Genomic DNA, 24,714 nt, shown 5'->3' with positions numbered 1-24,714 from the left:
ACACCCCCTCCGCGGAATAGCATGGTCACCGATGGAGGGAGAATGAAATGTCCGCACCCGTCCAGCAACTCGGCATCGCCGTCGCGGTCGACGGCTCGCCGGCCTCGAACGCGGCCGCCTACTGGGCGGCCCGGGAAGCGGCGATGCGCCACTGCCCGCTGACCATCGTGCACGCGGTGTCGACCCCGACCACCATGTACCCGCCGGTCCCGTACCCCGAGGCGCTGGCCACCAACCTGGAAGACGAAGGCAAACAAGCGATCCTGCACGCCACCAAGATCGCCGAGGAGGCGATGCCGGCCGACCGCCAGGTTCCAATCGGCCGAAAACTGCTCTACTCGGCCCCGGTGCCCGCCCTGCTCGAGCTGTCCGGCGCCGTGCGAATGCTGGTGCTGGGCAGCGCCGGACATGGATTGCTGGCCCGCGGTCTGCTCGGCTCGGTCAGCTCGGCGGTGGTGCGTCACGCGAACTGCCCGGTCGCGGTCGTGCGGGACGAAGAGCTGCCGGATCCGCACAGCGCGCCGGTGCTGCTGGGCACCGACGGCTCACCGGCCTCCGAACTGGCCACCGAAATCGCGTTCGACGAAGCATCCCGGCGCGGCGTCGATCTGGTGGCCATCCACGCGTGGAGCGACACCGCGGTCACCGAGGTATTCGAAATCGATTGGCCGATAGTCGAAGCCGAAGCGGAGCGCCACCTCGCCGAGAGCCTGGCGGGCTGGCAGGAACGCTATCCCGACGTGACCGTCCATCGCCTGGTCGCCCGTGACCGGGCGGCGCAACACATCATCAGCAGCTCGGAAACCGCGCAGTTGGTGGTGGTCGGCAGCCACGGTCGGGGCGGGCTGGCCCGGCTGCTGCTGGGTTCGGTGAGCAACGCCGTCCTGCACTCGGTGCGGGTACCGGTCATCGTCGCGCGACCGCCGGCCTGAGCACGCGGCCGCGCCGCCGGCCGAACAACCCGGTTCACGCCGGCCGCTCCACCGGGCGAGCGGTGGGACGTAACGCCGCGAGCAGCACACCGGCCGTGAAAACCAGGGCGGTCGGCCACGGGAACCGCCCGTCGGGCGCAAAGCCCTCGGCGGCCACCACGGACAGGGTGTAGGCCGCCAGCGCCGCACCGGCCAGCAGCACCGGTTCGGCGGCGCGCGCGGGCAGCGGCACGCCAAGCAGTGGCAGCGGCGCGGCGAAAAGCCTTCGGGCCCACCACAACAGCACCATCTCGACCGCCGTCACCGCGCTCAGGACGGCCACCCATTCCAGCCGGGCCTGCCACCACTGCACGCTGCCTTCGGGGGGCTGCGGCAACAGCCCGGCCGGATATCCGACGATCGCCACGATCACGACGGGAATCATGTGCCACAGGTAGAGGGCCATGATGTTGTTGTTGGCGATCGAGAGCCCCCGCTCGGCCCGGATGGCGCGCAGTGCGCGGTTGAGCGCGGGTGCAGCCGCCATCACGATTCCGGTTTGGGCGCCGCCGAAGGCCAGCAGCGCCACGGTGGGCGGCGTGGTGTTGTCGATGGTCTGGCCGGGAACCCCGATCATACTGACCGGATACACGCGCAGCCAGATCAATGCCGCCAGCAGCACCGCCGAGACGCCGGCCAGCAGCCACGGCCGGCGGCCCGCCAATGACCCTTCGTGCCAAGCGATCCCGAGCTGATACAGCGTTCCCCAGCCCAACACATAGTTCACCCAGCTGAGGTGGGGCAGATGGGCGCCGATCCGGGCCGCATCGAGCACGGCCACCGTCACAGCGAGTGCCGCAGGCACCCACAGGCCCCAACGGCGTTGCGCGACAAGCGCAATCGGCGTCAACGACACCACCACCAGATACACCGCCAAAAACCACAGGTGCATGGCCACCGCCCAACCGGCGTACTCGAGCACCGAACCCGCCACGCCGCAGGCGGCCAGCGCGACCACCACCGCCGACACCAGCACCGCATACACCGCGGTCGGCCCGAGGACCCGGGCCAGCCGGCGCTGCAGCCAGGACCGACGGGGCACTCCCTCTTCGTCGTGCCGGTGCGTCCAGGACACCGCGCCGGCGTACCCGGCCACCAGGAAGAAGGTCGGAACCGCCTGGAACGGCCAGGTCAGCCATTGCGTCCAGGGCATGTCCACCAACGGGTTCTGCCGGCCGAACTGCCCGTCGTGATAGGTCACCGATCCGGCCAGCCAGTGCCCGAGCACGATCAGCACCACCCCGGACACGCGGTAATAGTCGACCGCCAGATTGCGCGCCGGCCGCGCGCTGTTTGCGTGCTGCATCAGATCGCGGGAAGCTCGACGCGGGACACAGCGCCACGCTACCGTCCGGCCCCGCGCGCAATCACGTCAGGAACAGGAGACGCGCCATGAAGCAGGCTCAACTCGGCGGACTGCAGGTGGGCCGGCTGGGCCTGGGGGCGATGGGAATGTCGGTGGCCTACGCCGGCACCGGCACCGACGACGCCGAATCGATCCGCACCGTGCACCGCGCCATCGAGCTGGGCGTGACGCTGATCGACACCGCCGAGGTGTACGGCCCCTACGTCAACGAGGAACTGTTGGCCCGGGCGCTGCGCGGGCGGCGCGATCGGGTGGTGCTGGCCACCAAGTTCGGTCTGATCTCGCACACCGGCCGCGACGGCCTGGACAGCAGCCCCGCCAATATCCGTGTCGCCGTGGATGGTTCGCTGCGCCGGCTGGCCACGGACCACATCGACCTGTACTACCAGCACCGACTCGACCGCCAAACCCCGATTGAAGACACCGTCGGAGCGCTGGCCGAACTGGTCGCCGCCGGCAAGATCCGGCACATCGGTCTCTCCGAGGTCGGGGTGAATACCATCCGCCGCGCGCACGCGGTGCACCCGATCACGGCCGTCCAATCGGAGTACTCGCTGTGGACCCGCGACCAGGAAGACGAGATACTGCCGGTGCTGCGCGAACTCGGGATCGGGTTCGTCGCCTACTCACCGCTGGGCCGCGGCTTCCTCACCGGCGCTATCCGCTCCGCGCACGAGCTGCCCGACACCGACTACCGCAGGACCAACCCGCGGTTCGCGGAACAGAACTTCGCCCACAACCTGCGCTGCGCCGACGAATTGCGGGACATCGCCGCGGACGTCGGCGCCACGCCGGCCCAGGTCGCGTTGGCCTGGTTGCTGGCGAAAGGCCCTGACATCGTGCCGATCCCGGGCACCAAACGCGTCGCCCGCCTGGAAGAAAACGTCGGGGCCGACGCGCTGGAGCTGACTACCGAGCAGCTGTCCCGGCTGGATCGACTCACGCCGCCGGTGGGCGGACACCACGCCGACGCGCAGCTGGCGTGGATCGACCGCTGACCGAACCGGTTAGTCGGCGGTCGCCAATGCCGCTGTGCCGTACTTCTTTTCGATCAACGTCCACGGGTCGGCGTAGGGGCCGCGTCCCTCCAGCCGGCGCTGCACGATCAAGATGGTGCGCAGGAGGGGCCGCAGCAGCGGCCCCAGCAGTCGCAGGGCGAGCCGGCTGCGGCCCTGCGATTCGGCCAGCCAGGCCACCGTCTGGCTCCAGTCGTGCTCCTGGAAGTCGAGCAGCTGCTGGGCTTCGGTGGTGTCGTACCAGCCGGTGAAACTCCAGCCCCGGTCGTCGGCCGGGTTGCCGGGCAAACTGGCCGACGGGCCGAGCCGGCCCAGCCCGACGGCCTCCATCATGGCGTCCTCCAGTTCGCGCTGGGTGAGCACGTAGGACTCGTTGCCGCCGATGAGCAGCACCTTGCCGGAAATGGTGGCCGCACGATCGACGCCGTTGGCGAAGGCCAGCGCCACGTCCCGCGCATCCACCGCGTGCATCCGGTTGTCGCTGGGCATTGACCGCATCAGCAGCAGGTAGTCGCCGTTGATGGAGGCGTGGGTGTCCGGCGAGATGATCCCGCCGAGCCGGAACAGCGCATACGGCAGCCCGCTGGCCCGGATTGCCGCCTCGGCCAGCACCTTGTCCTGGCCGTATTGGTCGATCGGGTTCACCGGGGTGTCCGGGGTGATCCGCTCCGGCTGGCGGTAGGGGTTTCGCGACCCGTAGACCGCGGCGCTGGAGGCCATCAGGAACAGGGGCGGGCGGGACAGCGCCGTGCAGGCGGCCAACAGGTTCTCCGTGCCGCCGACGTTGACTCGCCGGGCCAGGTCGGGCTTGCGATATGACAGCGGGGAGACCACGGCGGCCAGGTGCACGACGGCGTCGGGCTGGTGGGCGGTGACCAGGTCCCGCACCGCCTCGGCGTCCAGCAGGTCGGTGTAGGCGGGAATCAGCGTGCCGGGATAGCCGCCGGCGGCGAGTTCGGTTGCGACGGCGGCGGTGTTGTCATTGCGCAGGTCCATCGCGACGACGGTGCGTCCGCGCTGCAGCAGAAGCTGCGTGCAGCGCTTGCCGACCTGTCCGAACGCGCCGGTGACCAGAACGGTGTTGGCGGTCATGGCCGGGTCACCGATCCATCAGGCGGCCGGCGAAGGTGCCGATCGCGGCGCGGATCCGGGGGGAGACGTAGATCGAGAAGAGGGGAGTCACGATGTCCTCGCGCAGTCGAGTTAGCTTGGAGCTCTTGATGAACCACTGGCCGTCGATGTTTTCGTAGGTTTCGTGGTAGTGGCCGTAGCCGACCAAGGTTATCCCGGGCCCGAAGCGGACGACGTCTTGCAGCGCCCACGTCCCGCGCGCGGTCGTCGCCGAGGTGAGCTCGATCTCGGGGTTGTGCACCTGATGCGCCGTCGGCTGGGTGGCGCGGCCGAGTGCCCGGCGGGTGAAGGCCACGAAGTCGTCGGCGCCGGCGATCACCGCGCCGCCGGCTTCGGAGGTGTCGCTGAGAAAGTCGTCGGTGAAGATCGTCCGCCAGGCCGCCCAGTCCTTGGTGTCCAGGTAGCGGCAGTAGCGCGCCTTGAGTTGCTTGATGGATTCGATCGCCGGCAGGGTGTCGGCGACCGCGCTGTGCGCGCGCTCGGTCATTGCGGCTCGATTCTTCTCGCACGGGTCTGCACGTGACGTTTCCCTGGCGAAGTGTAAACCCGTCAGCCTTTGAAGTAGACGACCTGATGGCTGCTGGCCAGCAGCCCGCCCTGCCGGGTCCACACCCGGGCGCTCTGGTCGAAATAGCCGCGGTCGAAGCGGTTGGCGTGGGCGCTGGCCAGGACGAAGTCGTCGCCCACGGCGTCGAGCTCGTGTTGATCGGCGTGGAAGTAGGTGGTCAGCGAAATGGTCCCGGACGGCACGAAGCCGCCGCGGCGCAAGAACACCCGCGGGTAGAAGATGTCACACAATGCGGCCAGCGCCGGATAATCCACCGGGCGTCCCGCCTTGTCGCGGACCCACAGCGTGCTGGTCGACGACGGGCTGGGATCCTCGCCTCGCCCGGGCATCGCCCCTTCGACGTACCGCATGTCGTAGCGGCCGGTCCACCGAACCAGGCCCGGATCGACGCTCGGCAGCCGCTCGGGCGGCGGGGTGCCGGGCGGCCGCGCTTCGGTGTCCGACCAGCTGTCGCGCCGCAGCGCGAAGATCGCGGTGGCGGTGGTCTTGACCACGTCGTCCTGGCTGAGCTCGACGATCCAGTGCTGGTTGGTGCGGTTGGTGCGGGCGGCCCGCAGCGTGACGTCGAAGTCGCCGTCGGCGATGGGCGCGGCGTAGTTGACGGTCAGGTCAAGCGGGTCGCCGATGCGGTCGGGGTGCGCGTGGACGGCGCTGAGCAGCGTGGCGGCCGTGATGCCGCCGAACGGTCCGACCATGTTGGCCCACTCCGGGTGGGTGCGGCCACGCCGGGCATCGGCGCCCAGCGTGTCCAGGCGCAGCGCTTCATCGAAAACATGTGTGTCGGTCATGGCGGTTCGACGCAGATTACTTGCGGGCGACGCCGCGACCGGTCACCGGGTCTCGCGGACCCGGCTGGTCCGTTCGTAGGGCGCCGCCTGTACACCCGCCGCGGCAGTGCTGTACAGTCGCCCAGCACAAGGTCGACGCTGCAACGAGAGGCCATCCGGTGACGTCGGAGTCGGTCGAGGAATTTCGGGGCCGGGCCAGGGCCTGGCTGGCCGCGAACATGCCGCGACTCGATCCCGCCCGGGCGGCGCTGCTGCAGCGCGACGAGCTCAGCTCCTGGCACCGGGCCCGGGAATTGCAAAAGCTGCTCTACGACGGCGGATTCGCCGGAATCTGCTTCCCGCGCGAATACGGCGGGCTCGGGCTGAGCTACGAATACAAGAAGGCGTTCGACGCCGAGTCGGTGGGTTACGAGACGCCGCTGCTGCTCAACGTCCCGTCCTTCGCCATCTGCTGCGCCACGATCCTGGACATGGGCAGCGAGCAGCAGAAGCGCACCCACATCGCGGCCGCGCTGCGCGGCGAGGAAGTGCTGGTGCAGTTGCTGTCCGAGCCCAGCGGGGGATCGGACCTGGCCGGTGTGCTCACCCGGGCCGAGCGCCGCGGGGATCGCTGGATCATCAACGGCGCCAAGACCTGGAGCACGAGCGCGTTCGCCGCCGACTACGGCCTGTGCCTGGCCCGCACCAACTGGCAGGTGCCCAAACACGAAGGCCTGACCATGTTCCTGGTGCCGCTTGCCCATCCCGGCGTCACCATCAATCGCATCCGGCAGGTCAACGGCTCGGTCGAGTTCTGCGAAGAGTTCTTCGACGACGTCGACGTGGGCGACGACGCGGTGCTGGGTGAACCGGGGAAAGGATGGGACGTCGCGTCGCGGCAGCTCTATCACGAGCGCCGCACGATGGGAGACGGCTCGGAGTACACCAGCGGCCCGGGAATCGCTGAGGCCCAAGATATTTCGGTCGATCTGCTGTCGTTGATCGACGCCGTCGGCGGTCCCGGCGACCCGCGGCTGCAGGAAGCGGTGGGTCGGGCGCTGGTGCACCGGGCCGTGCACGGACAGCTCAGCGAGCACGTCTTTCACGCCGTGGTCGACGGAACCCTGCCGCCGGCCGCGGGATCGATCATCCGCCTGTCCATGGCCGAGGTGCACAACGTGGAAACCGACACCGCGCTGGCGGTGGCCGGCCCGGCGGCCGTGGTCGACGGCGCCGGTGGCCTGCTCGACATCGGGACGCGCTATCTGGGTCGTCAGATCGCCAGCATCGGCGGCGGCACCACCGAGATGGCGCGCAACGTGATCGGCGAGCGGGTGCTCGGCTTCCCGCGCGAGCGCGCCGACGACCGCGGCGTCCCGTTCAACCAGGTGCGGCGCGGCAGAAACCCAGGAGGCCAACGCAATTGAGTGACCGACTTCGTGACATCCGGGAGTTGGCCGGAGACACCGACGCCTACCGCGACGAACTGTACCGGCGCTGGACCGGTCTGCTGAGCTACCGCTACATCGGCCGCAAACACTCGTCGATGAATCTCGGCGAGACCGACGACACCGTCACGATCCGCCGCGACATGCGCAACGAGGCCGGCGGAATCATGGTGGCGCCGTTGGCTATTTCCTCCCCGGAGGGCTGTCAGACCGACATGGTCGCCGTCCCCAACCCGGTGATCGCGTCGGTACAGATCATCGACCCCGGCTACGACGTGAAACGGGTCGAGATCGTCGGGTCCGGCATCGTGCACCAGGGCCGCACCATGGGCTACGGGCGATGCACCATCGTCGACGCCGACAACCCCGGACGGGTGATCGCGTTCAACGAGGGGCAGGGAGCGATCATCGGCATCCCGCCGGAAGGCCTTGACCGGATGGATGTTTCGGGCACCGAATTGGTGATCGAGGATTCCGACGAGCTGCCGCCGCTGTGGCGGGCCTTCGGCGCGAGCCGGCGCGGCGACGGCCATTGGACGCTGCCCGAGCTGAACACCGAGCTGGCATCCCCGGACGCCGCGCTGCACATCGGCCCCCAGCACGTCGTCCTCGAGACCGCGGCCATCGATCTGGCCGCCGAGGTCGCGGGGACCAGGAAGCTGCAGGTCGTCAGCTGGCACGTGATGTTCATGTCGCGCGGCAAGGTGGGCCCGTTCCGGGTGGAGGGCACAGCCCACCCCGGTGCGTCCGGCCGCGTCGGCGTGCGCATGCTGCTGCACGACGAGGGCAACGCCGACAAGGCCGTCACCTCCGCGGCGGCAATCTTCGAGGTCGTCGGCTGAGCCGGTCCCGGCTGCTGCGCCGCGGTCAGATGCCCCTAACGCGGGTATTACGGCACAAAGTCCCTCCCGACAGGGGACGTCGGCCCCTCGTGCGGCCGCCGTGACCCGACCACGATCGGGGTGAGCAGGCAAGGAGAAGGGTCGACCGACATGACCAACCGCTTTCCCGACGAGGGCACCATCCGCACCGTGCTGGCCCTGGCGTCCCGTGCTCCGTCCGTGCACAACACGCAACCGTGGCGATGGCTGGTGGGGCAGGAGAGCCTGCATCTGTATGCCGACGGTGGCCGGCAACTGCCGAACACCGATCCCGACGGCCGCGACTTGATTCTGAGTTGTGGTGCGGCGCTTCACCACTGCGTCGTCGGTTTCGCGGCGGTGGGATGGCAGGCCCGGGTGACCCGGTTGCCCAACCCGGCTGACCCCGATCACCTTGCCGCAATCGAATTGTCCGGCGGCACAGCCGATCCCGTTGACATCGCGCTGGCCGCGGCGATACCGCGGCGGCGGACCGACCGGCGGCACTACAGTTCCTGGCCGGTACCGGTGGGGGACATCGCGCTGATGGCCGCCCGGGCTGCCCGCAACGGGGTGACGCTGTGCCAGGTCGAGGACGCCGACAAGCTGCACGAGATCGTGAAGCAATCGGTCTGGGACCACATGAATCGCGACTACCTCGTCGAGCTCGCCGCGTGGAGTGGACGCTACGCCGCGGTCGCCGGGGTTCCGGCGCGCAATACACCCAAGTCCGATCCCGGCGCCAAGATTCCGGGACGGCTGTTCGCCGGACCCATGTTGGCGATGCCATCGGGATCGTCTGCAGCCGAGGACAATTCGGTACTGCTGGCGCTGGGCACCCGCGGTGACGACAGGCTGGCCCGGCTCCGCGCCGGCGAGGCCACCAGCACGGTGTTGCTGACCGCGACGTCGATGGGCTTGGCGAGTTGCCCGGTCACCGAACCGCTGGAGGTTGCCGACACCCGGGAGGCGGTGCGGACCGAAATCTTCGGTGGCAGCAACTACCCGCAGATGCTGCTTCGGATTGGCTGGCCACCGATCAACGCCGACCCCTTGCCGGCGACACCCCGCCGCGAACTCTGCGATTTCGTCGAATGGATGACCGACCGGGAACCGGGCATCGCCGAATAGCCGGGGCACTTCGGCGAAAGTGATCTCCCCACTAGCCGGTTCGCCCGGGCACCGGCAGAGTTGGGGTAGCCGGGAAGGAGGACTCGATGATCGAGATGTTGCCAGACATGCCGCCGGGAGTGACCGGTGTCCGGGTGTCGGGCCGGCTGAGCGGGCAGGAACTGCGCGAGGTCAGGCCCACTTTGGAGAAGTCGCTGAAAAGCGGCGAGATCAGGATCGTGGAAGTCATCGACTCCGATTACCAGGGCTTCGGGCCCGGCGGGCTGGTCGAGGATCTCAAGCTCGGCCTGGGCGCGGTCCTGCCGCACCACTCGGCATTCCGGCGCATCGCGGTCGTCTCGGACAAGGAGTGGGTCGCGCACACCTTGCACGCGCTGGCCTGGATGGTGCCCGGTGAGCTCGCCGTGTTCGGACTCGGCGAGCTCGAGCGTGCCAAGCAGTGGGCCGCGGGCGCGGACTCGTAGCGGGGAGCCGCCGACCCGAGGTCTAACGACCCTAGCGTGCGCGGCGCCGTCGCCCTACGTTGGGCAACGGTACCGGCTTGCCCACCCGGGTCCGGCACTTGCCTAAGGGGCGCAAGGCTAATCGAGCAAGCGCGCAACGCGGATGCCGCGTTGCCTTCCGGCGGCCGGCGTCTGTGGTTTATGCGGCGCGCGGGACGTCCGGCGTCGAGGTCGTGGCCGGCGTGGACGGCGAAGTCACCGGCTTCCAGCCGACGTAAGCCAGATACAGGCCTACCACGCCGACGGCGACGTCGCCGCCCACCCACAACGCGGTCATCCGGACGGCGGCGTCGGCGGCTGCCATGAACGCATGCGGAAAGGCCATGAGAAGGAAGGCGCGTACCGCGAAAACCCATCCCACCACCGAGACCGTGACGGCCGGCGCGCCTCGCCAGCACCGATGCAGACCGATGATGACCAGCGACGCCAACAGCAGGAACCCGCCGGTGACCAACGGCAATGCCGAGTTCGACTCGAAATCCGACAGCAGCTTGCGCATGTCCGACGCACGGGCCACGGTCGTCGCGGTGAAGACGACCAGGAACGGGCCGAGCACACGGGCGAACATGCGGGTGCGAAGCTCCGGTGGTCTTGTAGTGCTCATGTGCCGCACCTCCATTGGTGACGGGTCGCTCGGCGTGTGCGATTTGCCCCCTCATCCGTAGCACTGTGCGTGACCCCGGGCCAGGGACCGAAAGTCCCGCACCGTGGGGACATTGGTCGACGTGCGTCGGCATGACCGCGATCGGGTGCCGAAGCGCGGGTTCGACGGGACCTAGGACCCTAGCGCCGGCGGCGTGGACGGCCGAAGGTCGTAGGTGGTCGTAGCTAGCGGACAGGCAGGTGACAGTGATGATGCACATGACCGCGGATACCGAGGTGATCACGGCGGCAATCGAATTGGCGTGCCATGCCCCGTCGCTGCACAACAGCAAGCCCTGGCGGTGGGTCGCCGGCAGCACCGGAGTCGATCTGTTCGTCGATCCGCGCCGAACAGTGAAATCGGCCGACAAATCCGGTCGCGAGGCGATCATCAGCTGTGGCGCCGCACTGGACCACTTCCGTGTCGCGATGGCCGCGGCCGGCTGGAGCAGCAACGTCGCGCAGTTTCCCAACCCGAACAACCTCGACCACCTCGCCTCGATCGACGTCGTGCCCACCGAGTACGTCGCCCGGGCTCGCCGCGACCTTGCCGACGCGATACTGCGTCGCCGGACGAACCGGCTGCCGTTCCGGGCGCCCAAGCACTGGTCGGCGCTGGAACCGGTGCTGCGCGACGCGGGGCGAGATCACTCCGTCGCCCTCGACGTGTTGGGTCCGGACGCGCGGCCGGGCCTGGTTGAAGCGGCCAGGCTGACTGAAGCCCTGCGCCGCTACGACGACGACTACCACCACGAATTGGATTGGTGGACATCGCCGTCCAGAAAATTCGACGGTATCCCCGAAAGCGCTCTGGTGTCCGAGGCCGACGATCGCCGGGTCGACGTGAACCGCCGATTCCCCGTCGACCCGCTCGACGAGCGCAGCTCCGCGGGCAGCTACGACGACGCGAAAATCCTTGTGCTGTCCACCCCGGAGGACACCCGGGCCGACGCCCTCCGAGTCGGGCAGGTGCTGTCGCGGATCTTGCTCGAGTGCACGGCGGCCGGACTGGCGACCTGCCCGGTGACTCATGTCACCGAGCTGGAAGCAGGCCGGGACCTGATCCGGCACCTGATGGCCGATCCCGCCGCGGTGCCCCAGGTGTTGATCCGGGTGGGCGTCGAACCGGAGGGGGAGTTGCCGCGCCGCCCGACGCCGCGGCGACCGCTCGGCGACGTCTTGCAATTCCGGCCGCTGTCCGATCGCTGAAACCGCTTCCAGGGCCGTGTCTTCGGGGCCAACGGGCCGCCCAGCCTATTTCGTGAGGAGTACGACATGTCCGATCCCAAACACCGCGGCATCCTGGTCTGCGTCGACGGATCGGCGGCGTCCGACGCCGCGGTGGCGTGGGCGGCGCGCGAGGCGGCCATGCGCGGCTTGCCCATCACCGTCATCCACGCCGTCGCGCCCGTCGTCGTGGGCTGGCCGGTCGGCCAGTTGTACGCCGACATGCCCGCATGGCAGCAAGACGGCGCACAGCAGGTCATCGACCAGGCCCGCAAGATCGTCATCGCCAACCAGGGCGGCGGGACACCGCCCGAAATGCGCACCGAGATAATCTATTCGGCCGTTACGCCGACGCTTATCGACGCGTCCCGGGACGCCTGGATGATCGTCGCCGGAAGCCAGGGGCTCGGGGCTTTGGGCCGGCTGCTGTTGGGTTCGGTCACCGCCGCACTCCTTGCGCATGCGCACTGCCCGGTGGCGGTCGTCCACGCCGATGACCATGCTGCTCGCGCCGCCGACGCGCCCGTGCTGGTGGGTACCGACGGGTCACCCGCCTCGGAGGCCGCGATCGCCCTGGCGTTCGACAAGCGTCTCGCCGGGGCGTCGGCGTGGTGGCGCTACACGCCTGGAGCGACGTCGGCGTGTTTCCCATTCTCGGCATGGACTGGCGCGACAGCGAGGCGAAGGGCGAGGAACTGCTGGCCGAGCGGCTGGCCGGCTGGCAGGACCAGTACCCGGACGTGCATGTGAAGCGATTGGTCGTGTGCGACAAGCCGTCTCGGTGGCTGGTCGCGGAAGCCGAGCGCGCTCAACTAGTCGTCGTCGGCAGCCACGGACGGGGCGGGTTCCCCGGCATGCTGCTGGGTTCGGTCAGCTCGCATGTCGCGCAATCGGCGACGGCGCCGGTGATCGTGGTCCGTGGGCGGTGACCGTGCGTCGCGCCCATCGCATGTCCGGCTGGCTGCTCAGCGCGCCACCACTTCGCGAGCGGCCGACGAAGGTCTGTCGTCCTTGCGGTTGGGGACGAAAGTCTCCTGACCGGCCGCGGTTTCAGACATAGCGTTTCCGATGACGGAGGGAGAACGGAATGGCCGCATCCAGCAAGCGCTGTGGCGTCCTGGTCGGAGTCGACGGATCGCCGGCGTCGAATTTCGCTGTCTGCTGGGCCGCGCGCGACGCGGCGATGCGCAATGTGCCGCTGACCCTGGTCCACATGGTCAACGCCGCCACGGTGTGGCCCCAGGTGCCGATGGCGGCCGAAGCCGTGGCGTGGCAGGAGGACGACGGTCGCCGGGTCCTGCAGGAGGCGGTCAAGATCGCCGAAGACGCCACCCGCAACGGCCGGAAACTCGCGATCACCACCGAACTGTGGCACGCACCGCCGGCGCCCACGCTGGCCCAGTTGTCGGAGGAGGCGGAACTGGTCGTGGTCGGCTCCACCGGGCGCGGAGCGATCGGCCGGGTGTTGCTCGGTTCGGTCAGTTCCGGCCTGGTGCGACGCGCCCGCTGCCCGGTCGCCGTCATCCACGACGAGGATCCGATGATGCCCTACCCGCAGCGGGCGCCGGTGCTGGTCGGGATCGACGGCTCGCCGGCATCCGAACTCGCCACGGCGATCGCCTTCGACGAAGCGTCACGGCGCGGTGTGGACCTCAACGCGGTTCATGCGTGGAGTGACACGCAAGTTTTCGGGCTGCCCGGCATGGACTGGCCGGCGGTCAGGTCGGAAGCAGAGCGGAGTCTGGCCGAACGGCTGGCCGGTTGGCAAGAACGCTATCCCGATGTCACGGTGCACCGAATGGTGGTCTGTGACAGGCCGGCTCGCCAGTTGATCGAACAATCCGAATCCGCGCAGCTGACCGTCGTGGGCAGTCACGGCCGCGGCGGCCTGGCCGGCACACTGCTGGGCTCGGTCAGCAATGCCGTCGTCCACTCGGTGCGCATGCCGGTGATCGTGGCCCGGCCGTCGTAAAGCGTCACGCCCGCGCGGTGTGAATACGCCTGCCCGACAGCGTGATCCACCGACGGCACCCGGCGAGCTGCGCCGGCGCTCGCAGCCGCGGCCTGGGTAGCCGTCCGGGCGGTAGTATCTGTGCCGTCGGAGGCAATCAGAGAGGGCCGCGCCTGATGACATCGCCCGGCGCCGACCGCTATCTGAGCGCGGCGTTTCGCAACAAGAGCCTGCCCGAGCGTCTTCGCAACCTCGAGGCCATGGTGGAAGCGATCACCGACTGCGCGATCATCCAGCTCGACGCCAACGGCGACGTGGCGCGCTGGTGCCCCGGCGCCGAGGCGATGACGGGTTACTCGGCGGCCGAGGCCCTTGGCCGGCCGGCGGCGCTGCTCTACACCTCGGAGGACCGCGCCGCCGGACTGGCCGAACGCGAATTGGCCGCGGCGCGCGAATCGGGCCGCTGCGAATTCGAAGGCTGGAGAGCACGCAAGAACGGCCAACGGTTTCGCGCCGGTGTCGCGTTGTCCGTATTCACGGATGACGCGGGCAGCGCCATCGGGTTCACCACGGTGATGCGCGATGTGACCGCCGAACACCAACGAGCGGAAACCATGTTCCACGCGCTGCTCGAGTCGGCACCGGACGCGATGGTCATCGTCGGTCCGGACGGGCGCATCGTGCTGGCGAACGCTCAGGCCGACCAGATGTTCGGCTATCCGCGCGAAGAGCTGATCGGCCGGGAAGTGGAGATTCTGATACCGCCCCGGCATCGCGGTTCCCACGAGCGCTACCGCACCGGCTTCTTCGCCGCCCCGGCAGCCCGGCGCATGGGCGCCGGCCTGGAGCTGTGGGGGATGCGTTGCGATGGAACCGTATTCCCGGTCGACGTGAGTCTGAGCCCGCTGCAGACGGAACAGGGGGTGATGGTGTCGGCGGCCATCCGCGACATCACCGAGCAGTTGGCCGTCCAAGCTGAGCTCACCGAAACCCGCGCTCAGGCCGAGGTGCTCGCCGAGCGGGACCGGATCGCCGGCGATCTGCAGGACCATGCCATCCAACGCGTCTTCGCCGTCGGTCTCGCGCTTCAGGGCACCATCCCGCGGGCGCGTTCGGCCGATGTGCAGCAACGCCTCAATGCGGCGGTCGACGATCTTCACGCGGTGGTGCAGGATTTCCGCACCGCGATCTTCGACCTGCGCCACACCAAAACCGATGTCCCCGGGCTGCGGCAGCGTTTCGATGAGGTGATCGGCCGGCTGGCAGAGGGTTTGGCCACCACCGTGCAGTACAAGGGGCCGCTGTCGGTGGTGGAAGGCGAGCTCGCCGACCAGGCCGAAGCCGTCGTCGCCGAAGCCATCGGCAACGCGGTGCGGCACACCGCGGCCACCAAGCTGACCATCGCCGTCGAAGTCGCCGACGAGGTGAGCATCGAGGTCATCGACAACGGCAAGGGCCTGCCCGACGACGTCAGCGAGGCCGGGCTGAAGACGTTGCGCCGGCGCGCCGAACGGGTCGGGGGCACCCTGACCGTCGGCGCCGCCGCGGGCGGGGGCACCCGATTGCGCTGGGTGGCTCCGCTGCCCTGACCGCTGCTGCGTCAGCGCCGCAGCGCAACCCTGGTCATACATCGCATGCCATATGTATGGTGCTCATACGTGCCGATCCGGGCACCGGGATGACGGGAGAAACGCAGTGGCAGAACGGTTGGCCGGAAAGGTGGCCCTGGTCAGCGGCGGTGCCCGCGGCATGGGCGCATCGCATGTGCGGTCGCTGGTGGCCGAGGGAGCCAAGGTGGTCTTCGGTGACATCCTCGACGACGAGGGCAAGGCCGTCGCGGCCGAGGTGGGGGAGGCGACCCGCTACCTGCATCTCGACGTCACCAAGCCCGAGGATTGGGACGCGGCGGTGGCCACCGCCCTGGCCGAATTCGGCCGGATCGACGTGCTGGTCAACAACGCCGGCATCATCAACATCGGCACCCTGGAGGACTACGCGCTCTCGGAATGGCAGCGGATCCTCGACATCAACCTGACCGGAGTGTTTCTGGGCATCCGCGCCGTGGTCAAACCGATGAAGGAAGCGGGCCGCGGCTCGATCATCAACATCTCCTCGATCGAGGGCATGGCCGGCACCATCGCGTGCCACGGTTACACCGCAACCAAATTCGCGGTGCGCGGGCTGACCAAGTCGGCCGCATTGGAGCTGGGCCCCAGCGGAATCCGGGTGAACTCGATCCATCCCGGGCTGATCAAAACCCCGATGACCGAATGGGTTCCCGAGGACATCTTCCAGAGCGCCCTGGGCCGCGCCGCCGAACCCAAGGAGGTGTCCAACCTGGTGGTGTACCTGGCCAGCGACGAATCCAGCTACTCCACCGGCTCGGAGTTCGTCGTCGACGGCGGCACCACCGCCGGCCTGGGCCACAAGGACTTCTCCAACGTCGAGACCGACGCTCAGCCGGACTGGGTCACGTAGCCCTTTGCCGCGAAAGTGCTACTGCCGACGCATTTCCCGAGTGGGACCGTGGGCAGTTGCACTTTCGCGTGGTTCAGGCGTCCGCAAGCACCTCGCGCTCTTGGGCGGCCGGCTTCGGCCAGGGGGAGGGGACGGGGCGTTGGCGGACTCGTTGGGGCCACCAGAACCATTTGCCCAGCAGGGCGGCGATCGAGGGTGTCATCAGTGACCGCACGATCAGGGTGTCGAACAGCAGACCCAGGCCGATGGTGGTACCGACCTGTCCGATCACCGTGAGTTCGCTGACCGCCATTGTCATCATGGTGAAGGCGAACACCAGCCCCGCCGAGGTCACCACCGAGCCGGTGCCGCCCATCGACCGGATGATGCCGGTGTTCAAGCCGGCGTGGATTTCTTCTTTGAACCTGGCCACCAGCAGCAGGTTGTAGTCGGCGCCGACGGCCAGCAGGATGATGACCGACATGGCCAGCACCATCCAGTGCAGTTCGATGCCGATCAGGTGCTGCCAGATCAGCACCGACAGCCCGAATGATGCGCCCAGTGAGAGCAATACGGTGCCCACGATGACCGCCGAAGCCACCACGCCGCGGGTGATGATCAGCATGATGATGAAAATCAGGCACAGCGAAGAGATTCCGGCGATCAACAGGTCGTAGTTGTTGCCGTCGCTGAGGTCCTTGTAGATCGACGCGGTGCCCGCCAGGTAGATCTTGGAGCCCTCCAGGGGTGTTCCCTTGAGCGCTTCGTAGGCGGCTTTCTTGATCGCCCCGATGTGTGAAATGCCTTCCTGGGTCATCGGATCGCCGTCATGACTGATGATGAACCGCACGGCGTGCCCGTCGGGGGAGATGAAGTTCTTCATCCCCTTCTTGAACTCTTTGTTGTTGAAGGTCTCCGGGGGCAGGTAGAACGAGTCGTCGTTTTTGGAGGCGTCGAACGCCTTGCCCATGGCGTTGGAGTTCTTCTGCGCCTCGTTCTGCTGATCCTGCAGACCCTTCTGGGTCGAATACATGGTCAGCATCGTGGTTTTCATGGCCTTCATGTTCTCGATCATCGAGGGCATCAACGCCACCATCTGGGGCATCAGCGTATCCAGATGATCCATGATGGGCAGCAGGCTTTGGATGTCGTCGGTCATCGTGTCGATACCGTCGAGCGCGTCGAACACCGAGCGCAGCGACCAGCACACCGGGATGTCGTAGCAGTGCTTTTCCCAGTAGAAGTAGCTGCGCATGGGCCGGAAGAAGTCCTCGAAATCGGCCATTTTGTTGCGTAAGTCGTTGATGTCGATGGTCATGTCATGCATCTTTTGCACCATCACATGCATGTCGTTGGACATCTGCACGGTGATGCTTTGCATCTTTTCCATGCTGTCGATGGTGGTCTGCATCATGTCGGCCTGATGCAGCATGTCGGCCATCTGGTCTTGCTGGTACTTCTGGTTCATCTGCTGGGTGACGCCCTGCATGCTGATCTGGAAGGGGATCGAGGTGTGCTCGATCGGGGTGCCCTGCGGCCGGGTGATGGCCTGCACCCGCCCGATCCCGGGTACCCGGAAGACCGTTTTGGCGATCTTGTCGATCACCAAAAAGTCCGCCGAGTTGCGCAGATCGTGGTCGCTTTCGATCATCAGCACTTCGGGGTTCATCCGCGCCTGCGAGAAGTGCCGGTCGGCGGCCGCGTACCCCTCGTTGGCGGGCAGGTCGGTGGGCAGGTAGTTGCGGTCGTTGTAGTTGGTGCGGTATCCGGGCAGGGTCAGCAACCCGACGAGTGCCACCCCGATCGTGAGGACCAGGATCGGGCCGGGCCAGCGCACGACGACGGTGCCGACCTTGCGCCATCCCCGAATCCGTTGCGTGCGCCTGGGTTCCAGCGTCTGACGGAAACGCGAGGCCACCGAGATGACCGCGGGGCCCAGCGTCAACGCCGCCGCGACCACCACCACCATGCCGATGGCCAGCGGGATGCCCAGCGTCTGGAAGTAGGGCAGGTTGGTGAAATGCAGGCAGAACGTGGCGCCGGCGATCGTCATCCCCGAGCCGGCCACCACGTGCGCGGTGCCCTTGTACATGGTGTAGTACGCGTCTTCGCGGGACTCGCCGACCGCCCGGGCTTCCTGATAGCGGCCGATCAAAAAGATCGCGTAGTCGGTGGCGGCCGCGATCGCCAACGTGACCAACAGGTTGGTGGCGAACGTCGACAGGCCAATGATCTTGTAATAACCCAGGAATGCGACCATCCCGCGGGCGGCGGACAGCTCGAGCACCACCATCACCAGCGTCAGCAACACCGTGATGACCGACCGGTAGACCAGCAGCAGCATCCCGATGATGACCGTGAAGGTGGCTGCCGTGATCAGCTGCAGGCTGCGGTCACCGGCGGTGTGCTGATCCGCCGACAGCGCGGCCGGGCCGGTGACATACGCCTTGACCCCGTTGGGTGCCTGCACGCTCTTGACGATGTTCTGGACCGATTCCACCGACTCGTTGGCCAGCGCCTCACCCTGGTTACCGGCCAGATAGACCTGGACGTAGGACGCCTTCCCGTCGTTGCTCTGCGCCCCCGCCCCGGTCAGCGGATCACTCCACATATCCTGAATGTGCTCAACGTGTTTGGTGTCCGCGTTGAGCCGGCGCACGATCTCGTCGTAGTAGGCGTGGGCGTCGGCGCCCAGGGGTTGTTGGCCCTCGAGCACGATCATCACCGAGCTGTTGGACTTGTACTCGTTGAACACCGCGCCCATGCGCTTGGTCGCAACGACCGACTGCGCGTCGTCGGGAGTCATCTCCACCGAGCGCATCTTGCCGACCTCGTCGAGCTGCGGGACGACGACGTTGAGCACCGCGATGAGCGCGATCCAGCCGATGATGATCGGCACGGCGAACGTCCGGATGAACCGGGGGATCTTCTCCCGCACGGGCTCCTTGACGACGGGGATGGCGTCGGTTCTGGTGTCGTCGAACGTTGTGCTCATGCGGATTTCACCAAGCAGAAGGTCAGGGCGTGTACGCCGTGGGTGATGTTCTCGTCCTTGACTTCGTCATCGATGGTGATGCGGCACCCCAGGGTGTTGCCGTCGCTTTGCGCCGAAAGATTGGGGAAGACCGACGGGGCGGTGGTGGACAGCACCAGCGTCCACGGCAGCGGCGCGCCATCGACGCGCTTGGGGTCGGCGGACAGGTCCAGATAATTCACGTTGGCCTGGCTGGCCGAACCGAACACCTCGTACTTGACGACCTTGGGTTTGAACGGCTTGGAATCGTCGAGCCGCGGGCTGGTCAGGATACCGGTGTCGTGGGCGCCGAAGAAGGACTTGACCCGAACCACGGCGAAGCCGCCGACCAGCACCACCGCCACGATCAGCAGCGGCAACCAGGCGTTGCGCACAAGTCTCGAAATCTGCACCTAGTTCCCTTCCCCATCACGCGGTCGTGACGCGGGTCAGCGGTTGTGCCGCCGGGGCCGTGGGCAAGCGAGTGCCCACACGCCGCGCTGCTCAACAACGAGTTACGTCGATTGCCGTGGTTCGTGTGCGCTCGAGCGTCACGCGCGGTGAATGCTGGCCCTTACACCGGCTGACGTTCCCGGTAGCGACACCCGGATCGCCTTGTTGCTGAAGCCTCCCCGCGTACCGCCACCAGCGCATAGTACATGATCTGCATACCTTGCAGTTTATGCAACATTTGCTGGAGGTGTTTCAGGTCACTTGGTGAAGATGCTGTTCACCAGCGCCGCGGCCCGCTCAACATAAGGCATTGGCGTGTCGTCGGTTTCACTCGCCTCGCCGCTCGCCCACTTCTCGATGCCGGAACGCACCGCCGTCAGGGCCAGCGCGGAGATCAGCGGGGCCATCTCGTCGTCGGGCTGCATGCCTTGGCGGCGCACGATGATCTCGGTCAACTGGTTCTGGAATCGTTCCAGATCGGCGAGGAACGCGGCCAACACCGCGGGGGAGGTCTTGGCGAGTTCCAGCATGTTGGCGGCGTGTTCCCGTCGTGGGGGCACGTCACGCAGGTGGTGCGCCGCCAGCGTGATCAGCTCCGCCAGCACCACCGAGTAGGGGGCCGGTCCGGCCGCGACGAAGTCGGCGACCAACTCCGGCGGTATGTCCGAGGGGCCGTAGGCGATCGCGGATTCCTTGTTGGGGAAGTAGTTGAAGAACGTGCGCGTCGAGATTCCCGCTTCGGCGCAGATCTCGTCCACGGTGACCTTGTCGAATCCGCGTTCCAGGGTGAGGCGCACCGCGGCATCGCGGATGTCGGCGCTCGTCTGGCGGCGACGGCGCTCGCGTAGCCCAACGGGATTGGCCATACTCATATAGTTGCACGTCGTGCACACTTTGCACTCAAAAGCCGTCGGCTCGGGGCCGGGCGGACCGCCCCGTCCGCCGCGCCGGCAAACATGGCGCGGCCTGTCCGGCGGGGCTGAGCAGAGCCGCGGGCGGTGCCCGTGGCGCGTGATAGCGCTTGTCGCACAATGGAATTCAGCGGTGTACCGGGCCGGGCCGGCTTGTCACCCGTTGGGGGCGAGAGCACCGCGCAGAAAATCGCACTGACTTTCGAAGAATTTGGCGGAGATCGGCGCCTTGTCCACGATCTGGTCGAAGGCGTGAAACGCGCCGGGGACGATCTCCTCCTGCACCGGAACGCCGGCCTCGCGCAGACGCCGCGCGTACTCCAGGCACTCCGGATAAAAGAGGTCCAGGGTGCCGACGCCGATCCAGGCCGGCGGCAAGCCCGACAGGTCCTTGCGGCGGGCCGGTGCCGCCTCGTCGGGGTCGGCCCCGTTGAGGTACCACTGCCAGGCCAGCTGGTTGTCGGATTCGGTCCACATGAGGCGTCGGGGGCCGCCGCGTTGGGCGCCGGTGCGATCGTCGAGCATCGGATACACCAGCATCTGGAAGGCGATTTTGACGTCGTTGCGGTCGTGCGCCCGCTGCGCCAGGGTGGCCGCGAAAAGTCCACCGGCACTTGCCCCACCGACGGCGACCCGCTCCGGATCCACCCAGGGCTGGCGCGCCAGCCACAGCAGGGCCGCGTAACAGTCCTCGACCGGCGCGGGGTACGGGTGTTCGGGAGCCAACCGGTGTTCCACCGCCGCGATCGCGACACCGGTGCGGTGCGAAAGCTTGCGTAGGTACTTGTCGTCCTGGGCGGCGTGCCCCATGACCGTGCCGCCGCCGTGGATCCAGAGCAGCGCGGGCGCATGCTCGGCGAGGTTGGGTGGACGGTGCAGCCGGACGGTGACGTGCTCGTTGACCGCGACCACCGGCACCGTGCGGAGGCGGCCCGCGTTGCCCATCAGGTTCATGATGGCGCGCTGCAGCTTGAGACCGCGGTGCAGGGCGTACCCGCGGGGCAGGAATCGAGCCACCTTGCGCAGACCGGGATCCACCACCTGGGGCGCCGTGAAGGCATCGTCGGGGAGCCGGTCAGCCATCGAGTGCCCTCGGTTTCCGTGCGGTCTGCGTGCGCCGGTGGACACGCTGACCATACAGGACCGGGATAGTGTCGACGGGGTTTGCGAATCGCGGGTCCGCCTCACCCCGTAGCGGGCCTCCAGCTGCCGGGCATCATCGGAACGGTCGGTGCGCCACCGAATGCGTCGCCGGCCAGCCTGGCCAATCCCGACGCTCGCCGCCCGGTCACCGTGGTGACACCCAGCCGGCCCGCGCCGCGCTCGGAGGTCAAAGACGAATTCGGTTGTGGGGCAATATCTGCCGCGGCCCGCTCGTCCGGCTCGGTGTCCGCCTCCGGGTCGAGGAATTCGTAGCGGTAGCCGCGGTCGACGCGGCTGGGGGTGTTTCGCCGGCGTCGCCGGGTTTGTCGATCGGCCGCGGCCGGGGCCGGCGCGGCCGCGGCCGCCGCGGTGGCATCGGCGGCCGGCCGGCAGTTCTTGCCCGAAGCGCTCGACTCCGTCGCCGCCCCGAGAACCCCCACCAAGTAGGGTGAAACGAAAGCCTGTGCAGTTAACGATGTTTCGGGTCCAATGATCGTCGGTGGCGGTGTGGGTGGTGCGCCCGGGGTGGCCGCCGCCTCCGGTGATGCGGGCATCGGAGCCGCGCCGGGCGACGACGCCGTGCCCATGGTCGGTGCGGCGCCGACGGTGGGCGGCGGGGGAGCGTCGGCCACCGGAATCGTGGACGGTGACACCGGTGGGGTCAGCGTGGGCGCCGGGACCGCCGCCAGGCCGGTCAGGCCCGCCAATCCTCCGGCCGCTCCCGCGGGCACGATCAGCAGGGGTGTGGTCAGCGCGAGGGTGTACACCGGATTGCTCAGGAAAAAGCTCAGCAGCCCGGCCGGGTTGTAAAGAATCAGCCAGATCAGGTACAGGGTTCGGTGGATCACGAACTGAAGTGCGAGCATCACGATGGTCTCGAGCAATTGCGCGGGGTTGTGCGCGTACATCGGAATCAAGGTCTCCACCCGGGACAAGAACATCGACAGGCTCGGATGCATCGACCAGCCCTGCGGCGAAAACGGGTTGAACGGAAACAGGGCTTCCAGCCATTCCTGAAGGTTTTGCGGCAGTGCGGTTCCCATGACGTACGGATTGCCGCCGCTCATCCCGGAGCCACCGCTCATGCCGACGTTCATGATCTTCGGGGCCGCCGTGGCCTGCGGCGCGGAAGCAACGGCGGTTGTCGAGACGGCCTGATACGTGCTCATGGTGGTGGCTGCCTGCACCCACATTCGCGAATAGTCCGCCTCGTTCAGCGCGATCGGAATGGTATTGACGCCAAAGAAATTCGTCGAGACCAGCGCCGCGTGCATCGCGTGGTTGGCGGCCAGCTCGCCCAGCGTCGGCATCGCCGCCAGGGCGGTCGTGTAGGCGGTCGCGGCGGTTTCCTGCCGTGCGGCCATTGCGGCGCTGTCCGCGCTGGCCTGCGTCAGCCAGGCCACGTAGGGCGCATGAGCGGCCGCATACTGGGCGGCGCTGGGTCCTTCCCAGGCTCCGGCTTGAACCTCATCGAGCAGCGCGGTCAGTTCGCTGGCGGCTGCGGCATATTCGGTGCTCAGTGAGCTCCAGGCGCCCGCCGATGCCAGCAGCGGCCCGGGTCCGGGCCCGCTGGACAGCAGCGCCGAATGGATCTCCGGCGGGAACGCCATCCAGATCGGCGCGGTCACTGCCGGCCTTTCCAATTACAAGGTGTTGCAGTGGCTTTCGAAACGACCCGTGCGTGACCGCCATGGGGGCCGCGACCCATCACCGGCTGACTCCTTTCGGCCGCTGTAGCGAGGCCTGAAGCCATGAGTGTACCACTCGGCACGGTTTGCACCAAAGGCGTTGCTGTTCGATGTTCAGGGCACGGTCACCGATTTCCACTCGACCGTGTGCAGCGAAGCTCAGCGTATCTGCGGTAGCCGCAATCAGAACGTGGACTGGAGCGACTTCGTAAACAGTTGGCGTGCTGCGTACTTCAGCTGTCTGGAGGCGGCGAAACCGGACCGTGACAATTGGATCACGGTGCACTCGGTATACCGCAGCAGCCTCGAATCACTGCTGGCCGAATACAGCATCACCGACTTGACCGCCGCTGAGCGTGACGAACTCACCCTGGCGTGGCAGCGCCTCGTGCCGTGGCCCGACGTGCTACCAGGGCTGACACGGCTCAAGAAGAAGTTCATTATTGCCACCCTGTCGAACGCGGACGTGTCGGCGCTGATCAACATCGCGAAACGTGGCGGACTGCCCTGGGATGCAGTGTTCGCCGCCGAAATGGCCGGCGTGTTCAAGCCCGATCCGGCGATCTACCATATGGCGGCGCGATACCTGGGACTCGCACCGCGGCAGATCATGATGGTGGCCAGCCACAAATACGACATCCGTGCGGCCGCGAGCCTGGGTTTCCAAACAGCCTTCGTCACCCGTCCATTCGAGTTCGGACCCTTGGGATTGGCCGACACAGCATACGACGACGCGTTCGATGTCAACGCTGCAGATTTGCTCGACCTCGCCACCCAGCTATCCTGCTGAGCACCGATTTCATATTGGTTCGCTCGTCTTTATTAGGCTTCGTAACACCCTCGGTCGGGCGATCCGCAGGAAAGCGTCACAGTGACAAAACGATACGCTGTGGGGCCCACTGCCTGACCCGGCCGTGCGCAGCAATTTCGTTCGTCCAAACTCCGGGGGATTGTCGGGTTCTCGTGATCCGGCACTGAAGGCGCGGGCAGGGGGACGAACCAGTGGCCCTAAAGCCGTCGTAGGCCCGGACATTCGGACGGCCTCCGAATGTTCCCTTTGGTCGAACACTTCGATGGGAACCGCTCAGCTCAATCCGACAGCGTCAATACGTCACAGTGACGAAATGGAACGCAGGGCGGGGCGAGACCGTCGGCGCGGGGCGGGTTTCGAGGATCTGGGCGGCGAGACGGAACCATGCACCGTCCTTGGGAAGTATCAATACGTTCCTGGTGGGCGAATGGCTTCCTCGCGAGCCGGCCGAAAGTAGTGAAGAGCCGGGCGAGTCGGGTCCATGCGATGAAGTCTCGAGACGCGGGCGGTTCCGTCTCCGAGCTGCGAGGTGGTCCGGGCCTCGACACTGGCGGCCGTTCTACCGATAAGCGACATTATGTCAAGTCAGCGACCAGATGAATCGCCGATGTTCCGAGTGACCCCTTTCATGGCATGCACAACAGCACCGACTCGATC

At 67.4% G+C, this 24,714-nt stretch carries 21 protein-coding genes and 1 pseudogene; 12 read left to right on the top strand and 10 right to left on the bottom strand.

Annotated features, from left to right (window positions below):
• The first annotated feature begins 47 nt into the window (after window positions 1–47).
• Window positions 48–932 carry a universal stress protein gene (locus MAA44156_RS08660; RefSeq protein WP_009976752.1) on the top strand — a complete coding sequence of 295 codons (885 nt, stop codon included), beginning with the start codon at window positions 48–50 and terminating at the stop codon, window positions 930–932.
• Between the two features lie 34 nt (window positions 933–966).
• Here the strand turns inward: MAA44156_RS08660 and MAA44156_RS08655 are convergent, their stop codons facing one another.
• Window positions 967–2,277, bottom strand: a complete 1,311-nt coding sequence (locus MAA44156_RS08655; protein WP_009976753.1) for an acyltransferase family protein — start codon at window positions 2,275–2,277, stop codon at window positions 967–969.
• Window positions 2,278–2,363: 86 nt separating this feature from the next.
• On the opposite strand from MAA44156_RS08655, the gene MAA44156_RS08650 reads away from it, so the two are divergent.
• Window positions 2,364–3,335 (top strand): aldo/keto reductase, encoded by a 972-nt coding sequence (locus tag MAA44156_RS08650; protein WP_009976755.1) that lies wholly within the window; start codon window positions 2,364–2,366, stop codon window positions 3,333–3,335.
• Window positions 3,336–3,344: 9 nt separating this feature from the next.
• On the opposite strand, the gene MAA44156_RS08645 is transcribed toward MAA44156_RS08650, so the two are convergent.
• From MAA44156_RS08645 to MAA44156_RS08635, 3 genes are all read right to left on the bottom strand, one after another.
• A complete protein-coding gene (locus tag MAA44156_RS08645; protein ID WP_009976757.1) occupies window positions 3,345–4,445 on the bottom strand; it encodes an NAD-dependent epimerase/dehydratase family protein in 1,101 nt (366 codons plus the stop codon).
• 7 nt (window positions 4,446–4,452) lie between these two features.
• On the bottom strand, window positions 4,453–4,971 hold the full coding sequence (locus MAA44156_RS08640) for a nuclear transport factor 2 family protein (protein WP_003876722.1): 519 nt from the start codon (window positions 4,969–4,971) through the stop codon (window positions 4,453–4,455).
• A 62-nt stretch (window positions 4,972–5,033) separates the two neighbouring features.
• Window positions 5,034–5,840, bottom strand: coding sequence for an acyl-CoA thioesterase (locus MAA44156_RS08635; RefSeq protein WP_009976758.1), 807 nt, complete (start codon window positions 5,838–5,840; stop codon window positions 5,034–5,036).
• Window positions 5,841–5,998: 158 nt separating this feature from the next.
• Between MAA44156_RS08635 and MAA44156_RS08630 the strand changes: the two genes are divergently transcribed.
• The 4 genes from MAA44156_RS08630 (at window position 5,999) to MAA44156_RS08615 (ending at window position 9,722) form a co-directional block, all read left to right on the top strand.
• Window positions 5,999–7,246 carry an acyl-CoA dehydrogenase family protein gene (locus tag MAA44156_RS08630; RefSeq protein ID WP_009976760.1) on the top strand — a complete coding sequence of 416 codons (1,248 nt, stop codon included), beginning with the start codon at window positions 5,999–6,001 and terminating at the stop codon, window positions 7,244–7,246.
• On the top strand, window positions 7,243–8,109 hold the full coding sequence (locus MAA44156_RS08625) for a hypothetical protein (RefSeq protein WP_023880021.1): 867 nt from the start codon (window positions 7,243–7,245) through the stop codon (window positions 8,107–8,109). The genes MAA44156_RS08630 and MAA44156_RS08625 overlap by 4 nt, the downstream gene beginning before the upstream one ends.
• Before the next feature lie 150 nt (window positions 8,110–8,259).
• Window positions 8,260–9,258 (top strand): Acg family FMN-binding oxidoreductase, encoded by a 999-nt coding sequence (locus MAA44156_RS08620; protein ID WP_009976762.1) that lies wholly within the window; start codon window positions 8,260–8,262, stop codon window positions 9,256–9,258.
• Window positions 9,259–9,344: 86 nt separating this feature from the next.
• Window positions 9,345–9,722 (top strand): SpoIIAA family protein, encoded by a 378-nt coding sequence (locus tag MAA44156_RS08615; RefSeq protein ID WP_009976763.1) that lies wholly within the window; start codon window positions 9,345–9,347, stop codon window positions 9,720–9,722.
• A gap of 178 nt (window positions 9,723–9,900) precedes the next feature.
• Here MAA44156_RS08615 and MAA44156_RS08610 read toward each other — a convergent pair whose 3' ends face one another.
• On the bottom strand, window positions 9,901–10,329 hold the full coding sequence (locus MAA44156_RS08610; RefSeq protein ID WP_009976764.1) for a hypothetical protein: 429 nt from the start codon (window positions 10,327–10,329) through the stop codon (window positions 9,901–9,903).
• A gap of 281 nt (window positions 10,330–10,610) precedes the next feature.
• Between MAA44156_RS08610 and MAA44156_RS08605 the strand changes: the two genes are divergently transcribed.
• From MAA44156_RS08605 to MAA44156_RS08585, 5 genes and pseudogenes are all read left to right on the top strand, one after another.
• The gene (locus tag MAA44156_RS08605; RefSeq protein ID WP_023880024.1) at window positions 10,611–11,612 is read left to right on the top strand and encodes an Acg family FMN-binding oxidoreductase; all 1,002 of its coding nucleotides are present in this window, start codon (window positions 10,611–10,613) and stop codon (window positions 11,610–11,612) included.
• A 66-nt stretch (window positions 11,613–11,678) separates the two neighbouring features.
• Window positions 11,679–12,559: pseudogene (locus MAA44156_RS08600) on the top strand (universal stress protein).
• 158 nt (window positions 12,560–12,717) lie between these two features.
• On the top strand, window positions 12,718–13,602 hold the full coding sequence (locus MAA44156_RS08595; protein ID WP_009976768.1) for a universal stress protein: 885 nt from the start codon (window positions 12,718–12,720) through the stop codon (window positions 13,600–13,602).
• A 155-nt stretch (window positions 13,603–13,757) separates the two neighbouring features.
• Window positions 13,758–15,170, top strand: coding sequence for a PAS domain-containing sensor histidine kinase (locus tag MAA44156_RS08590; RefSeq protein ID WP_009976769.1), 1,413 nt, complete (start codon window positions 13,758–13,760; stop codon window positions 15,168–15,170).
• 106 nt (window positions 15,171–15,276) lie between these two features.
• Window positions 15,277–16,059, top strand: coding sequence for an SDR family oxidoreductase (locus MAA44156_RS08585; RefSeq protein WP_003878018.1), 783 nt, complete (start codon window positions 15,277–15,279; stop codon window positions 16,057–16,059).
• A 73-nt stretch (window positions 16,060–16,132) separates the two neighbouring features.
• Here MAA44156_RS08585 and MAA44156_RS08580 read toward each other — a convergent pair whose 3' ends face one another.
• From MAA44156_RS08580 to MAA44156_RS08560, 5 genes are all read right to left on the bottom strand, one after another.
• Window positions 16,133–19,033 (bottom strand): MMPL/RND family transporter, encoded by a 2,901-nt coding sequence (locus tag MAA44156_RS08580; protein WP_009976774.1) that lies wholly within the window; start codon window positions 19,031–19,033, stop codon window positions 16,133–16,135.
• Window positions 19,030–19,464, bottom strand: coding sequence for an MmpS family transport accessory protein (locus tag MAA44156_RS08575; RefSeq protein ID WP_011724837.1), 435 nt, complete (start codon window positions 19,462–19,464; stop codon window positions 19,030–19,032). Before MAA44156_RS08575 ends, MAA44156_RS08580 begins: the two co-directional genes overlap by 4 nt.
• A 297-nt stretch (window positions 19,465–19,761) precedes the next feature.
• The gene (locus tag MAA44156_RS08570; protein WP_009976776.1) at window positions 19,762–20,370 is read right to left on the bottom strand and encodes a TetR family transcriptional regulator; all 609 of its coding nucleotides are present in this window, start codon (window positions 20,368–20,370) and stop codon (window positions 19,762–19,764) included.
• A gap of 201 nt (window positions 20,371–20,571) precedes the next feature.
• Window positions 20,572–21,498 (bottom strand): alpha/beta hydrolase, encoded by a 927-nt coding sequence (locus tag MAA44156_RS08565; protein WP_023881593.1) that lies wholly within the window; start codon window positions 21,496–21,498, stop codon window positions 20,572–20,574.
• Window positions 21,499–21,599: 101 nt separating this feature from the next.
• A complete protein-coding gene (locus MAA44156_RS08560) occupies window positions 21,600–23,186 on the bottom strand; it encodes a PPE family protein (protein ID WP_009976778.1) in 1,587 nt (528 codons plus the stop codon).
• A 127-nt stretch (window positions 23,187–23,313) separates the two neighbouring features.
• Here MAA44156_RS08560 and MAA44156_RS08555 point away from each other — a divergent pair, with 127 nt between their 5' ends.
• Window positions 23,314–24,036, top strand: a complete 723-nt coding sequence (locus MAA44156_RS08555) for a haloacid dehalogenase type II (protein WP_023880026.1) — start codon at window positions 23,314–23,316, stop codon at window positions 24,034–24,036.
• The last annotated feature ends 678 nt before the right edge of the window (window positions 24,037–24,714 follow it).

Origin of the sequence: Mycobacterium avium subsp. avium, assembly GCF_009741445.1 — a bacterium.
GTDB classification, from domain to species: Bacteria; Actinomycetota; Actinomycetes; order Mycobacteriales; family Mycobacteriaceae; genus Mycobacterium; species Mycobacterium avium.
This window is presented reverse-complemented; position numbering and strand designations above follow the sequence as displayed.